Source organism: Yimella sp. RIT 621 (assembly GCF_004146205.1).
GTDB lineage: Bacteria > Actinomycetota > Actinomycetes > Actinomycetales > Dermatophilaceae > Yimella > Yimella lutea.
In genome coordinates this window covers 77,148-90,830 of sequence record NZ_SEIP01000012.1, presented here as the reverse complement: position 1 = coordinate 90,830, position 13,683 = coordinate 77,148, and the positions used below count along the sequence as shown (strand labels likewise).

The 13,683-nt window shown below is 67.6% G+C and carries 11 protein-coding genes; 4 read left to right on the top strand and 7 right to left on the bottom strand.

Going from position 1 to position 13,683, the window contains the following annotated elements; all coding sequences use genetic code 11:
- Positions 1–40: 40 nt before the first annotated feature.
- The 3 genes from EU513_RS12390 to gyrB form a co-directional block, all read right to left on the bottom strand.
- Positions 41–592, bottom strand: a complete 552-nt coding sequence (locus EU513_RS12390) for a DUF3566 domain-containing protein (protein ID WP_240796041.1) — start codon at positions 590–592, stop codon at positions 41–43.
- Positions 589–3,255 (bottom strand): DNA gyrase subunit A, encoded by a 2,667-nt coding sequence (gyrA, locus tag EU513_RS12385; RefSeq protein ID WP_129626389.1) that lies wholly within the window; start codon positions 3,253–3,255, stop codon positions 589–591. Before gyrA ends, EU513_RS12390 begins: the two co-directional genes overlap by 4 nt.
- Positions 3,256–3,375: 120 nt before the next feature.
- Positions 3,376–5,424 carry a DNA topoisomerase (ATP-hydrolyzing) subunit B gene (gyrB, locus tag EU513_RS12380; protein ID WP_305037036.1) on the bottom strand — a complete coding sequence of 683 codons (2,049 nt, stop codon included), beginning with the start codon at positions 5,422–5,424 and terminating at the stop codon, positions 3,376–3,378.
- Between the two features lie 612 nt (positions 5,425–6,036).
- On the opposite strand from gyrB, the gene EU513_RS12375 reads away from it, so the two are divergent.
- Together EU513_RS12375 and EU513_RS12370 are read left to right on the top strand one after the other, a co-directional pair.
- Positions 6,037–8,214, top strand: a complete 2,178-nt coding sequence (locus EU513_RS12375; protein WP_129626387.1) for a malate synthase G — start codon at positions 6,037–6,039, stop codon at positions 8,212–8,214.
- Positions 8,211–8,639, top strand: a complete 429-nt coding sequence (locus tag EU513_RS12370; protein WP_129626385.1) for a heme-binding protein — start codon at positions 8,211–8,213, stop codon at positions 8,637–8,639. Before EU513_RS12375 ends, EU513_RS12370 begins: the two co-directional genes overlap by 4 nt.
- Before the next feature lie 163 nt (positions 8,640–8,802).
- On the opposite strand, the gene EU513_RS12365 is transcribed toward EU513_RS12370, so the two are convergent.
- Both EU513_RS12365 and EU513_RS12360 read right to left on the bottom strand, forming a co-directional pair.
- On the bottom strand, positions 8,803–9,585 hold the full coding sequence (locus EU513_RS12365) for a hypothetical protein (protein ID WP_129626383.1): 783 nt from the start codon (positions 9,583–9,585) through the stop codon (positions 8,803–8,805).
- A 92-nt stretch (positions 9,586–9,677) separates the two neighbouring features.
- A complete protein-coding gene (locus tag EU513_RS12360) occupies positions 9,678–10,226 on the bottom strand; it encodes a DUF721 domain-containing protein (RefSeq protein ID WP_129626381.1) in 549 nt (182 codons plus the stop codon).
- An 83-nt stretch (positions 10,227–10,309) separates the two neighbouring features.
- Here EU513_RS12360 and EU513_RS12355 point away from each other — a divergent pair, with 83 nt between their 5' ends.
- Together EU513_RS12355 and EU513_RS12350 are read left to right on the top strand one after the other, a co-directional pair.
- Positions 10,310–10,693: a hypothetical protein gene (locus EU513_RS12355; protein ID WP_129626379.1), complete on the top strand. Its 384-nt coding sequence runs from the start codon at positions 10,310–10,312 to the stop codon at positions 10,691–10,693.
- Positions 10,694–10,695: 2 nt separating this feature from the next.
- Positions 10,696–11,259, top strand: coding sequence for a hypothetical protein (locus tag EU513_RS12350; RefSeq protein WP_129626377.1), 564 nt, complete (start codon positions 10,696–10,698; stop codon positions 11,257–11,259).
- Here the strand turns inward: EU513_RS12350 and recF are convergent.
- Positions 11,164–12,408 (bottom strand): DNA replication/repair protein RecF, encoded by a 1,245-nt coding sequence (gene recF / locus EU513_RS12345; RefSeq protein ID WP_129626375.1) that lies wholly within the window; start codon positions 12,406–12,408, stop codon positions 11,164–11,166. The two genes, EU513_RS12350 and recF, sit on opposite strands and share 96 nt — an antisense overlap.
- A 216-nt stretch (positions 12,409–12,624) precedes the next feature.
- Complete coding sequence (gnd, locus tag EU513_RS12340) at positions 12,625–13,620, bottom strand: phosphogluconate dehydrogenase (NAD(+)-dependent, decarboxylating) (RefSeq protein WP_129626373.1); 996 nt, start codon at positions 13,618–13,620, stop codon at positions 12,625–12,627.
- Positions 13,621–13,683: the final 63 nt, after the last annotated feature.

Sequence of the window (13,683 nt, the reverse complement as noted above, 5' to 3'; positions counted from 1 at the left end):
TGAGGTTACCCCATGCGTGCACAGGGCTCCAAAACGGTGCCTAGTCGTCCGTCAGCGTGAGCTGCAAACCACCGACAAGGGAGGCACAGATGTTGTACAAGAACGCCATCAGTGTCGCGATCGCCGTCATCAAGATGACGTCGATCACCCCGATCAATACTGACAGAGACAGCACCTTGCCGAAGCCGATGTAGTCCATCAAATCGAAGTTCGACCCCTCGCTGTCGAGGGTGCGCAGCAACTCGTTGAGGTTGTCGAAGACACCCATGCCGGCCAACACCGTCCACAGCACGCCGACCATCACGACGGTGGCGATACCGATCGCGACCGACAGCAGGAAGCTGATCTTGAACACCGAGAACGGGTCGATCCGCGAGACCGTAAGGCGGACGCGCCGGGGAGTCGCACGACCCGGCCGCTGCGCCGGACGACCGGTTGCAGCAGGACGCTGACCCGGCCGTTGCGCGGGGCGCTGACCGGCCGCAACCGGGCGTCGCTGACCGGTGCCGCGCTGTTCGCTGCGCGAGCCGGCCGGCAACCTCTTCGCCGCGTCGGCCGGGGTGGTCCGGCGACCGCCGGTGGGGGTGCTCACTCCTGGTCTCCAGTTCCGTCGGTCTCAGGTGTTGCGTCGTCGGCCACGTCATTCATGGCCTCGTCCGCGGGCTCGTCCGCCGGTGCGACCGTGAGGTCCTGCGTCGTCCCGTCGACCAGAGCTTCTTCCTCCGGCGACTCGGTCGAACCTACAACTTCCTCGGCGACAACGTCACTCTCGGCGTTGCGCGCCACGGCAACAATCGCATCACCCTTGTCGGGAGTCGCGAACTGCACCCCCTGCGTGGAGCGGCCGGTGCGGCGCACCTCGTCCGCGCGCGAGCGGACGATCTTGCCCTTCTCCATGACGACGAGCACCTCGTCGCCCTCCTCGACGGTGAGTGCGCCGACGAGTTCACCGCCGCGCTCGGAGATGTTGGCGACCTTCACACCGAGCGTCGCGCGTCCCTTGACCGGGTACTCCGACGCCGCGGTGCGCTTGGCGAGACCGTTGACGAAGACCACGAACAAGTCGGGATCGGTGCCCTCGTCGACGACCGAGATCGACAGCAGTTCGTCGCCCGCGCGGAACTTCATGCCCGTGACTCCGGACGTGGAGCGTCCCATCGGACGGATCGTCTCGTCGGTCGCGTGGAAGCGGACCGACTGACCCTTGCGCGAGACCAGCAGGATGTCGTCCCTGGACGAGCACAGGCCCGCGCCGACGAGTTCGTCGCCGTCTCGCAGGTTGACCGCGATCAGACCACCCGAACGCGGGGAGTCGTACTCGGTGAGGCGGGTCTTCTTGACCAGTCCGCGACGGGTGGCCAGCACGAGGTAGTCGGACGCCTCGTAGTTGGTCAGCGCCATCACGCCGGCGATCTTCTCGTCGGGCTGGAACGCGAGCATGTTCGCCACGTGCTGGCCCTTGGAGTCGCGGCTGCCCTCGGGCAACTCGTACGCCTTGATCCGGTAGACCCGGCCCTTGTTGGTGAAGAACAGCAGCCAGTTGTGCGTGCTGGTGATGAAGAAGTGACTGACGACGTCGTCGCCGCGCAGGGTGGCCCCGCGCACTCCCTTGCCGCCGCGACGCTGCGCACGGTACTCGCTGACCTTCGTCCGCTTGGCGTAACCACCCCGGGTGATGGTGACGACGACGTCCTCGGCCGGGATCAGATCTTCCATCGACATGTCGCCGTCGAAGGGGACGATCTGGGTACGGCGGTCGTCGCCGTACTTGCCGACGATGTCGGCAAGTTCGTCACTGACGATCTGCCGCTGGCGCTCCGGCTTGGCCAGGATGTCGTTGTAGTCGTCGATCTTGGTCTGCAACTCGTCGTGCTCGTCGATGATGCGCTGACGCTCCAGTGCGGCCAGCTGACGCAACTGCATCGCCAGGATCGCGTTGGCCTGGATCTCGTCGACATCGAGCAACTCGATCAAGCCACTGCGTGCGGCATCGGCCGACGCCGAGCGCCGGATGAGGGCGATGACCTCGTCCAGCATGTCGAGCGCCTTGAGCAGACCACGCAGAATGTGGATGCGCTCCTCGGCACGCGCCAGACGCCACTTGGTACGGCGGACGATGACGTCGATCTGGTGGTCGACCCAGTGCCGGATGAACGCCGAGATCGGCAGCGTGCGCGGCACCCCGTCGACCAGGGCGAGCATGTTGGCGCCGAAGTTCTGCTGCAGCTGGGTGTGCTTGTAGAGGTTGTTGAGCACCACCTTCGCCACCGCGTCGCGCTTGAGGACGACGACCAGGCGCTGACCGGTACGGCCGGAGGTCTCGTCGCGCAGGTCGGCGATGCCGGCGATCTTGCCTTCCTTGACCAGCAGCGCGATCTTCTCGGCGAGGGCGTCGGGGTTGACCTGGTAGGGCAGTTCGGTGATCACCAGGCATTGACGGCCCTGGATCTCCTCGACGTTGACGACCGCGCGCATGGTGATCGACCCGCGGCCGGTGCGGTAGGCGTCCTCGATGCCCTTCTTGCCCAGGATCAGCGCGCCGGTCGGGAAATCGGGGCCGGGGATGATCTCGAGCAGCTTCTCCAGCAGTTCCTCGCGGTCGGCCTCGGGGTTGTCGAGCAACCACTGGGCACCGGCGGCGACCTCACGCAGGTTGTGCGGCGGGATCTGGGTGGCCATACCGACCGCGATACCGGCCGAGCCGTTGACCAGCAGGTTCGGGAAGCGCGCGGGCAGCACGGTCGGCTGCAGCGTCTTGCCGTCGTAGTTGGGCTCGAAATCGACGGTGTCCTGGTCGATGTCGCGCACCAGTTCCATCGCCAGCGGCGCCATCTTGCACTCGGTGTATCGCGGGGCGGCCGCACCGTCGTTGCCCGGCGAACCGAAGTTGCCCTGGCCGTCGATCAGCGGGTAGCGAAGCGACCACGGCTGGACCAGGCGCACCATCGCGTCGTAGATCGCCGAGTCACCGTGCGGGTGGTACTGACCCATCACGTCACCGACCACGCGCGAACACTTGTTGTAACCGCGGTCGGGGCGGTAACCCCCGTCGTACATCGCGTAGATGATCCGGCGGTGCACCGGCTTCAGGCCGTCGCGGACGTCGGGCAGCGCGCGGCTGACGATCACGCTCATCGCGTACTCGATGTAGCTGCGCTGCATCTCGGTGTTCAGGTCGACGGGGTCGACCCGGTTGCCGGTCACGACGCCGTTCTCGTCCATCGTGTTGTTGCCGGTGCCGTCATTGTCAGTCATTGAATTCCCATGTCAGAGAAGCGAAATGCGTTGAGGTTTGCGTGGCGCGTCACCTTGGTTTCGGCACCTGCGGAGTTGGTCAGTTCTCGCTGGTCCGGGGCGAAACCGGAGTGCATGAACTCAGATGTCGAGGAAGCGGACGTCCTTGGCGTTGCGCTGGATGAACCCGCGCCGGCTCTCGACGTCCTCGCCCATCAGGATCGAGAAGATCTCGTCGGCCGCGGCGGCGTCGTCGAGCGTGACCTGCAGCAGGGTGCGGTGGTCGGGGTCCATGGTGGTCTCCCAGAGTTCCTGGTAGTTCATCTCGCCGAGACCCTTGTAGCGCTGCACCCCGTTGTCCTTCGGCATCCGCCAGCCCTGCGACAGGCCCTCGCGCACCGCAGCGTCGCGCTCCTTGTCGGAGAACACGAACTGGTGCTCGTGGTTGCTCCACTTGATGCGGTACAACGGCGGCTGAGCGAGGTAGACGTAGCCGGCCTCGATCAGCGGACGCATGAACCGGAACAGCAGGGTCAGCAGCAGGGTGCGGATGTGCATGCCGTCGACGTCGGCATCGGCCATCAGCACGATCTTGTGGTAGCGCGCCTTGCTGATGTCGAAGTCCTCGCCGATTCCGGTGCCGAAGCCGGAGATCAACGCCTGCACCTCGTTGTTGGCCAGCACCTTGTCGATGCGGGCCTTCTCGACGTTGAGGATCTTGCCGCGGATAGGCAGGATCGCCTGGTTGTAGGGGTTGCGCCCCTGCACCGCCGAGCCGCCGGCGGAGTCGCCCTCCACGATGTAGACCTCGGAGATCGTGGGGTCGTTGCTCTGACAGTCCTTGAGTTTGCCCGGCAGACCACCGGACTCCAGCAGGCCCTTACGGCGGGTGGCCTCACGCGCCTTGCGGGCAGCCATCCGGGCGGCGGACGCCTGGATCGCCTTGCGGACGATGTTCCTGCCGTCGTTGGGGTGCGCCTGCAGCCAATGCCCGAACTCGTCGCGCACCGCGGCCTGGACGAAGCCCTTGACCTCGGAGTTGCCGAGCTTGGTCTTGGTCTGACCCTCGAACTGCGGCTCGCCGAGCTTCACCGAGATGACCGCGGTCAGACCCTCACGGATGTCGTCACCGGTGAGGTTGTCGTCCTTCTCCTTGAGCAGCTTCTGGTCGCGGGCGAAGTCGTTGACCAGCTTGGTCATCGCCGCGCGGAAGCCTTCCTCGTGGGTGCCGCCCTCGTGGGTGTTCACCGCGTTGGCGTAGGTGTGCACCGACTCGCTGAACGAGGTCGTCCACTGCATCGCGATCTCGACCGACAGCATGCGCGAGGTGTCCTCGGTCTCGAACGCGATGATCTCGTCGTTGACCGGCTCGTTGCGCTTGGAGCTGTTGAGGTGCTTGACGTAGTCGAGCAGACCGTTGTCGTAGCGGTAGGTGACCGTGCGCTTCTTGTCCTTGGCGGAGGCCTGTTCCTCGGGGGCGTCGGACGCCTCCTCGCCGATCTCCTTCAGGTCGTCCAGACCCTCGTCGTCCGCGGCGTCGGCCTGCACCCGGGCGTCGGTGAGCGAGATCGTCAGCCCCTTGTTCAGGAAGGCCGTCTGCTGGAAGCGGGAACGAATCGTCTCGAAGTCGTAGTCGGTGGTGTCGAAGATCTCCTCGCTCGCCCAAAAGGTGAGCGTGGTGCCGGACGGTTCGTCCTTCTCCATCGCGCGGACGTCGGCCAGCGGCGCGTCGGGCTCACCCTTGGTGAACGACATCTCGAAGACGCGGCCGTTCTGGCGCACCTGCACATCGAGCCGGGACGACAGCGCGTTGACAACCGAGGAACCCACACCGTGCAGGCCACCGGAGACCTTGTATCCACCGCCGCCGAACTTGCCGCCCGCGTGCAACTGAGTGAGCACGAGCTCGACGGTGCTGATGCCGTACTGCTCGTTCATGCCGGTGGGGATACCGCGTCCGTGGTCGGTGACCTCGACACCGCCGTCCTCACGCAGGGTGACCAGCACGCGGTCGTTGTGCCCGGCGAGCGCCTCGTCGACCGCGTTGTCGACGATCTCCCAGACCAGGTGGTGCAGGCCACGCGCACCGGTCGAGCCGATGTACATGCCCGGACGTTTGCGGACAGCCTCCAGCCCCTCGAGCACCTGGATCGCGGACGCGTCGTAGACGACTTCGCCGTCGGGCCCCACGTGGATGACAGCCTCTTCGACCGTGTTCTGCGGAAGGTCCTCCGGATCGTCCTGCTTGCCATTGCCCTGCTGCGAACTGTCGGTCACAGTGCTCCTCGAATAGACCTGACCCAAACCTTGGAAAGTCTACCTTGTCGCCATCCCCAGGACACCCTCTGACGCGCTGCAGGGCACCCAGAAGCCGTTTTCAGGACCGTCTCCAACTCCCGATACGTCGACCGGGGGTTCAGAACGCTCTGGGCGAGTTCTGTGCGATCGGTGCTCGATCGGTGGTCGTTGAAGCAAACCGGCTCTTCACAATCCAGGGTGTAGCGGTGGGGTGTCGCCGCCGAGCCCATCGTCGTCAACGTGGTGTCCGGCACCACGTCGCTCGACCTCCCGATGCCGCCCGGCACCTAGGGCAGCCCTGCCCTTCAGCCCGTGGAGTCCTGACCGCCTGGTCCGGAGCAGCCGCTGACCGCGACGACGGCGACACCGAGCTCGGTGCCGAGTCACGGCCCACGATCGCCGAGGCTGTAGGGCGATCTGCGGCCCGGCCGTTGACAGCGCCGACCGAAGGACCATATCTTCCGTAGTGCGAACATTGATTCCACGATACGGAATGAGGCTGGGATGCAGGGAAGGGTACAAGTCGGTGGGCTGAGCGTCGCGGAGCCGCTGCACCGCTTCATCACCGAGGAGGCACTGCCGGGCTCCGGCGTCGAGCCGTCGGCATTCTGGTCGGGCGCGGACGCGCTCATCCACGACCTCACCCCTCGCAACCGCGCTCTCCTCGCGCGCCGCGACGAGCTGCAGGCGCAGATCGACGAGTTCCACCGGTCGCGTCCGGGCGTGCCCGACCCGCAGGTGTACACCTCCTTCCTGCGCGAGATCGGGTACCTGGCCGACGAGCCCGCCGACGTCCAGGTCACCACCTCGGGCGTCGACACCGAGATCACCGGCCAGGCCGGCCCGCAGCTGGTGGTCCCACTCCTGAACGCCAGGTTCGCGGCGAACGCCGCCAATGCCCGGTGGGGCTCGCTCTACGACGCCCTGTACGGGACCGACGTGATCCCCGACGAGGGCGAGCTGGCGCGCGGGTCGTCGTCGTACAACCCTGCTCGCGGCGCCGAGGTCATCGCCCGCGGCCGCGCGCTGCTCGATGAGCACTTTCCCCTCGAGGGTGGCTCGCACGCGGACGCCACGGGGTACGCCGTCGACCCGGACGGCCTGGTCGTCCAGGTCGGGGACCAGACGCTGCGGCTGGCGTCCCCGGGCCAGCTCGTCGGCTACCGCGGTGCGCCGGAGACGGTGGACGCGGTGGTCCTGGTCCACCACGGGCTGCACGTCGAGATCCTCATCGACCGAGACCACCCGATCGGTTCGCAGGACGCCGCGGGCGTCAAGGACGTGGTGCTGGAGGCGGCCGTCTCCACGATCATGGACCTCGAGGACTCCGTTGCCGCCGTCGACGCCGGCGACAAGGTGGTCGGCTACCGCAACTGGCTCGGGCTGATGCAGGGCACGCTGCAGGCCGAGGTCGCGAAGGACGGGGCGAGGTTCGTCCGAGAGATGAGCCCGGACCGCTCCTGCGTGTCCCCGTCGGGCGAGTCGGTCACCCTGCACGGCCGCGCCCTGCTGTTCATCCGGCAGGTCGGTCACCTAATGACCACGGACGCGGTGCTGGACCGGGACGGCAACGCGGTCCCCGAGGGGATCCTCGACGCGCTCGTCACGGCTCTCGGCAGCGCCCACGACCTGCGCGGCAACACCCGGCTGCGCAATTCCCGCACCGGCTCCATGTACGCCGTCAAGCCGAAGATGCACGGCCCGGACGAGGTCGCCTTCACCTGCGAGCTCTTCACTCGGGTGGAGCAGACTCTCGGGCTCCCCCCGCAGACGATCAAGGTCGGGATCATGGACGAGGAGCGGCGCACGACGCTGAACCTCAAGGCGTGCATCGCAGCCGCCCGGGATCGCGTGGTCTTCATCAATACCGGATTCCTCGACCGGACCGGCGACGAGATCCACACCTCCATGCACGCCGGGCCGATGGTGCGCAAGAACGACATGCGTAACGAGGCGTGGATCCGCGCCTACGAGGCGAACAACGTCGACGTCGGCATCGCCTGCGGTCTGCGGGGGCGGGCCCAGATCGGCAAGGGCATGTGGGCGGCGCCGGACAACATGGCAGACATGCTCGCCAAGAAGGGCGAGCACCCGCGCGCCGGCGCCACCTGCGCCTGGGTACCGTCACCGACGGCCGCCACGCTGCACGCGATCCACTACCACGAGACCGACGTCTTCGAGGTTCAGCAGCGGGTCGCCCGCCGTGAGCCGGCAAGCAGGACTGATCTGCTCACGATCCCGCTGGGCGACCCGGCGTCGTGGTCGGAGCAAGAGCGTCGCGCCGAGCTGGACAACAACGTCCAGAGCACGCTGGGCTACGTCGTGCGTTGGATCGACGCCGGCGTCGGGTGCTCCAAGGTCCCCGATCTCAGCGGCACTCCGCTCATGGAGGATCGCGCCACCTGCCGCATCTCCTCGCAGCACGTCGCCAACTGGCTCCTCCACGGCGTCGTCACCACCGAGGAGGTCGACGAGTCCTTGCGGCGAATGGCCCGCGTCGTCGACACTCAGAACGAGGGCGACCCGACCTACCAGCCGATGGCACCAGCGTTCGACGGGGCCGCCTTCCTCGCGGCGCGCGAACTGTTGCTCGCGGGCGGCAGCCAGCCCAGCGGATACACCGAGCCGATCCTCCACCGCCACCGTCTCGCCCACAAGGCCACCACCAGGAGCACCCGATGAACATCGACCTCGAGACCGCCCGGACGATCATCACGCAGGGTCGCAAGTACGCCCGCGACCTGGACTGCAAGCCCATGACGGTCGTCGTCATCGACGCGGGCGGCCACGTCGTCGCCGTCGAGCGTGAGGACGGGTCGTCAAACAAGCGCTTCGAGGTCGCCCTTGGCAAGGCGCACGGGGCGCTGTCCCTGGGCATGGGCTCGCGGGCGCTGATGGAGCGGGCCGAGCAGCAGCCCTACTTCATCGCCGCCGTCACGTCGGCGATCGGCGGCTCGCTGGTGCCCGTCCCCGGCGGGGTGCTGGTCCGCGATGCCGACGGGCGCGTCCTCGGCGCCGTCGGCGTCTCGGGTGACACCTCGGACCGTGACGAGGCCGTCGCCGTCGCCGGCATCGAGGCGGTCGACCTCACTCCCGACCCGGGGTGACCCCGGGGTGATTGGGCTTGGGCGCCGCGACCGTGCCCGGCGCCTGGGTGATCTGGGCGGTCGGGCTGTCGGGCTGTCTGGTCGCGGTCTTCCACCGCTCCTCCTTGGCCGTCGCCAGCATCTTTTTCGCCGGTACCTCGACCTGGGGTGCCGGGAGGCGCTCTCAGCCAGGCACGACGTAGACCGTCGGACGGCGTCCGTCGTCGGGCTTGGAGGTGCCCACACAGGTGATGAAGGAGCCGTCCGGATGGTTACAGTCGAAGACGTACTGCTTGCCGGTGGCGGACGAACTGGCGCCGATCTGTTGCGAACTGCCGGCCTGGATGGCGCGGGCCTGCGATGCCACTCCGGAAGCGAAGGCACAGGTGACCCCGGGGCTGGTGGAGAAGGCGGCATCGCCACAACCGGTGTCGCTGCCGGCCGGAAGGGCGATCGGCGTGCTGGGGCTGGACGTCGGGCTGCTGGGTTGCGAACTCGTACGCGGGTCCGTGCTTGGTGAACTCGGCCGGTCGGTCGTCGGGGCGCCCGTACCTTCCGGGGTGCTGCTGGTGGCGGCAGGTGCAGAATTCTGGTTTCCGGACGCGTCGCTCTTGTCGTTGTTGACCAGCAACAGGTAGCCGACGAAGGACAGAACGCCGAGCGAGGCCAGCAGGATCATGAGTGGCAGCAACAAGGCTGCCTTGCGACCGGGTCCCTGCTGCGCAGCGGGCGGTTGCTCGAGGTAACCCGAACCCTGGTCAGGCTGCTGGTAATACTGTGCGCCCGCCGCCGGAGCCTGCTGAGTGCGTTGATCGGCGTACGGCGCGGACGGGACGCCGGGGTCGGTGGCGTCGTCGTAGCCGCGTCCGTCATTCGAGCCGTCATCGAAGCTGTCGTCGCGGCGCGGGCGGAAGAACTTGTCGAAGGTGTCGTCCGGTCGGCTGTTGGCGTCGTTCGGGTCGGTCACGATCGCGGTCCTGCTTTCTCCTCGATTCGCCGACTGCTGGAGCCGGCGTTCCCCGGGGCTACATCCTTTCGAGTCTACCCACCAAGGCCCGATCAGCCATATGTGTCGCGAGGGCCACGTCCGCCGTGCACCTTGCGCGGCCCCTTGCTCCAGGACGGCGCGGACGGGCCCAGGAAACGCAGCTCGGTGACGATGTTCGGACCGATCGTCTCCTCGATACGGCCCAGGATGGTCGAGGTCATGTAACCGAGTTGGGTGCGCCAGGCGGTGGAGTCGGCGCGGACGGTCAGCACGCCGTCCTCGAACCCGGTCGCCTGCGCGTGCGCGGCCACTTCGTCGCCGACGATCTCGGGCCACTTCGCGAGTACCGAACCTGCCGCGACGTCGACCTTCCACCCGCGCTCGGACAGCATCCGCTCCATCTGGTCACCCAGTGCGGACGGGTCACGGCCGTCGTCCTTGGTGCGCGCGGCTTCGCCGAACGGACGCCGACGCACCGGCTGCTGCCCCGGACGCAACCCCTTCTCCCGTGCCGATCGACGGGCGCGGGCCAGCGCCTCGCGGGCCGCGTCACGCCAGTCGACGTCGTCCGGCTCGTCGCCGGTGACGTCCTCCTGCTGCGCATCGCTCGCCTCGGTCACCTGCCCAGCGTACGACCGTCCCCCGATCGGGCCATGTCAACCAAGGGTTGACACTTGGACGGTGGACGCGCACAGTGGAAGTCATGACGGCACGAGGCGAGAAGACTGTTACGACGAATCCCACCGTCCCCAACCTGCTGGTCGGCACTGCGATCGCAGCGGTCACCGGCATCGCGATGTTCGTGATCAACGGCGGCGACGGTGACATGTGGTGGGCCTACCCACTGATCGGGGCGATCCTGGCGCTCGCGCTGTGGGGGATGCTCCTCGCCGGCAGCTATGGCCACAAGGAGCGGCGCGGCATCGTGGAACCGAGGTCCTACGCGATCGCCGGTCTGCTCGGCGTGGTCGCCGGATCGATCGTCGGAGCACTCACCGGCGAGAACTCCTTCTGGGCTGTCGGATTCATCATCGCCGGCGTCCTCCTGCCGGCCGCCTCGGCTTCCACCGGGAAGGACCGTTCCTGACCGTGCCAGATGCCGACCGGTCGCTTGACCGGGTCCTGGTGGCCGACCAACGTCTCAACCACGCGCGGATCGCACTGGACGAGGCGGTTGCCGCGGCCCGGGCGGACGGTGCCTCCTGGCAGGCGATCGGGCAGGTACTCGGGATGTCGCGCCAGGCGGTCTTCAAACGCTTCGGGCGGCCCGACCCACACACCGGCGCAGCTCCGGTGCGGGCTGTGCAACCACTCATCGCCGCCACCGAAGCGGTGTTCACCGACCTGGCGAACGGTCGGGCCGCGTCGCTGGTCGAAAGGATGACGCCGGTCGCGGCCGCCGTCCTCGCGGTGCGCGACATGGAAGCGACCTGGGCCGCGGTTGAACGAGCCGACGGCCCGCTGGTGCGCTGCCGGGACCTTGCGGTCCGGACGCCCGCCGACACTGGTACCGAACTCGCAGGGGGCGTCGTCGTCGCGACGACCCTGGAGTGTGAATCAGGCTCCTGGCACGGACGCGTCGCCTGGGACGGGTGGGATCGCATCGCCGGCATCCTCATCGTTCCCGACGACCGGCCCGGTCTGCCCTTCTGAGCTCCTGTCCGCAGCCGAGACCTTGCCCCTCACGACGTCGAACCGCTTGCCGCTCAAGGCTTTCGGGACGTCGTCCGCGACAGCCGCGGTGATCAGCACCTGTTCGGCGTCGCCGACCATCGCCGCCAGCCGGGCCCGGCGGCCGGCGTCCAACTCGGCGAAGACGTCGTCGAGCACCAGCACCGGGTCGGTGCCGAGATCGGTGCGCAACAACTGGAACGCGGCCAGCCGCATACCGAGCGCGAACGACCAGGACTCGCCGTGCGAGGCGTACCCCTTCGCGGGCAGGTCTCCCAGACCGAGCACCACCTCGTCGCGGTGCGGGCCCACGAGCGTGACTCCACGCTCGACCTCGGCACGACGCATCTGACCGAACGTCTCGTGCATGCCGGCCGCAATCTCCTCGACCGGCGGCACCTCACCCGACCCCAGTTCATCGGACAGTTTCACGTGCAACGAACTGCGGTAGGTCAACCGCGCATCGCCCTGCCCGGCGCTGACCTCGTCGTACGCGTCCGCGATGAACGGACGCAGGTCGCGCAGCAGGCGCAGACGCGCGTACGTGAGGTTGGCGCCGACCGTGGCGAGGTGTTCGTCCCAGACCGGGAGGGTCGCGTCGAGTGCGCCGCGGTCCTGGCCGGTGCGCGCCGCCTTCAGCAGCGCATTGCGTTGCTTGAGGATCTTCTCGTAATCGCTGCGCGCGCCCGCCCACTTCGGCTGACGGGCAACCAGCAGATCATCCAGGAACTGACGGCGGGTCGACGGGTCACCCTTCACCAACGCCAGATCCTCCGGCGCGAACAGCACCGTCCGGATCGTTCCCAGGATGTCGCGCGGACGCGTGGACGCCGCCCGACCCAGACGGGCCCGGTTGGCCCGTCCCGGGTTGATCTCGAGTTCGAGTTGCTGCTCGTGGGTCTCACGAACGACCGCCGCCCGGATGTACGCCTTCTCCGCGCCGGCCCGGACCAGTGGCGCGTCGTTGGAGACACGGTGCGAGCCGAGCGTCGCCAGGTAGCCGACCGCCTCGACCAGGTTCGTCTTGCCCTGGCCGTTGAGTCCGACGAATGTCGTGATGCCGGGTGCCAACGCCACCTCGGCTTCCGGATAGGACCGGAAGTCGATCAGGGACAGATGGCGTACATGCACTGCGTCAGAGTAATCGCGGGCGGGTCGCCTGGACGATCACGACGAAGCAGCGGGCGCCGAGTACTCGATCGGTCGCCCATGCGTCTGCGTTGTTCGACCGGCGTCGGGCGAGTGCTCCCGTCGAGCGAACCCGGTTTCGGCACCTACGGATTCGTTCCTCATCCGTAGGGCTCAACCAGCCACAGGATCAACAGCGCTGCTTCGCAGCGGCGTCGTTCAGTTGTCCGACTTCTTCGCGCCGGGGGTCGCCTCGCCGGACGTGTCCTTCTTCTCCGCGGCGGGGCTGACCTCGGCCTGGCCCTCCTTGGCGGCCTTGCGGTACGGCTCGTCGCCGAACTGCATGACCTCGTGACCGCCGAACTGTCCGCGCAACGCGGCGATCGCCTGCATCTGCGGGGAGTTCTCCTGACGCGAGGTGAAGCGCGCGAACAGTGCAGAAGCCAGGACGGGCATCGGGACCGCGAGGTTGATGGCCTCCTCCAGCGTCCAGCGTCCTTCACCGGAGTCGGTGGAGTACTCGCTGATGCCCTCGAGGTGCGGGGTCTCCTCCAGCGCCTTGACCATGAGGTCGAGCAACCAGGAGCGCACGACGGTGCCGCGGCTCCAGGCGCGGAAGCAGCCCTCGACGTCCTTGACGATGTCCTTGGCCTCGAGCAGTTCGAAGCCTTCGGCGTAGGCGTGCATCATGCCGTACTCGATGCCGTTGTGGACCATCTTCGCGTAGTGGCCCGCGCCGACCTCGCCGGCGTGCACGAAACCTTCCTCGCGGGGACCCTCGGGGCGCAGCGCGTCGAAGATCGGCATGAGGCGCTCGACGTTCTTCTCCGCGCCGCCGCACATCAGGCCGTAGCCGTTGTCCTTGCCCCAGATACCACCGGAGACGCCGCAGTCGACGAACTCGACGCCGTGCTCCTTGAGCATGTCGGCGTTCGCCTGGTCGTCGGTGAACTTGGAGTTGCCGCCGTCGACGATGATGTCGCCCTCGTCCAACAGCTCGGCCAGCGACTTGATCGTGTCGCGGGTCGGGTCACCGGCCGGCACCATCACCCAGACGGCGCGCGGGGCGTCCAGCTTGGAGACGAGGTCACGAAGATCCGTGGCGTCGCTGATGTCGGGGTTGCGGTCGTACCCGACGATGTCGTGACCGGCGGCCTTGAGGCGGTCACGCATGTTGCCGCCCATCTTGCCCAGACCGATGAGACCCATCTGCATGTTCTTGGCTCCTTGCTTGTGGTCGACGTCGTGGTCGGTTTGGTGCGGTGCGTCGTGCGGCTG

What these genes read in the sequence shown, in the direction of transcription:
- gyrA (WP_129626389.1), bottom strand. Translation starts at nt 3,255, where the DNA reads ATGACTGACAATGACGGCACCGGCAACAACACGATGGACGAGAACGGC.
- EU513_RS12375 (WP_129626387.1), top strand. Translation starts at nt 6,037, where the DNA reads ATGCAGGGAAGGGTACAAGTCGGTGGGCTGAGCGTCGCGGAGCCGCTG.
- EU513_RS12370 (WP_129626385.1), top strand. Translation starts at nt 8,211, where the DNA reads ATGAACATCGACCTCGAGACCGCCCGGACGATCATCACGCAGGGTCGC.
- gnd (WP_129626373.1), bottom strand. Translation starts at nt 13,620, where the DNA reads ATGCAGATGGGTCTCATCGGTCTGGGCAAGATGGGCGGCAACATGCGT.
- EU513_RS12355 (WP_129626379.1), top strand. Translation starts at nt 10,310, where the DNA reads ATGACGGCACGAGGCGAGAAGACTGTTACGACGAATCCCACCGTCCCC.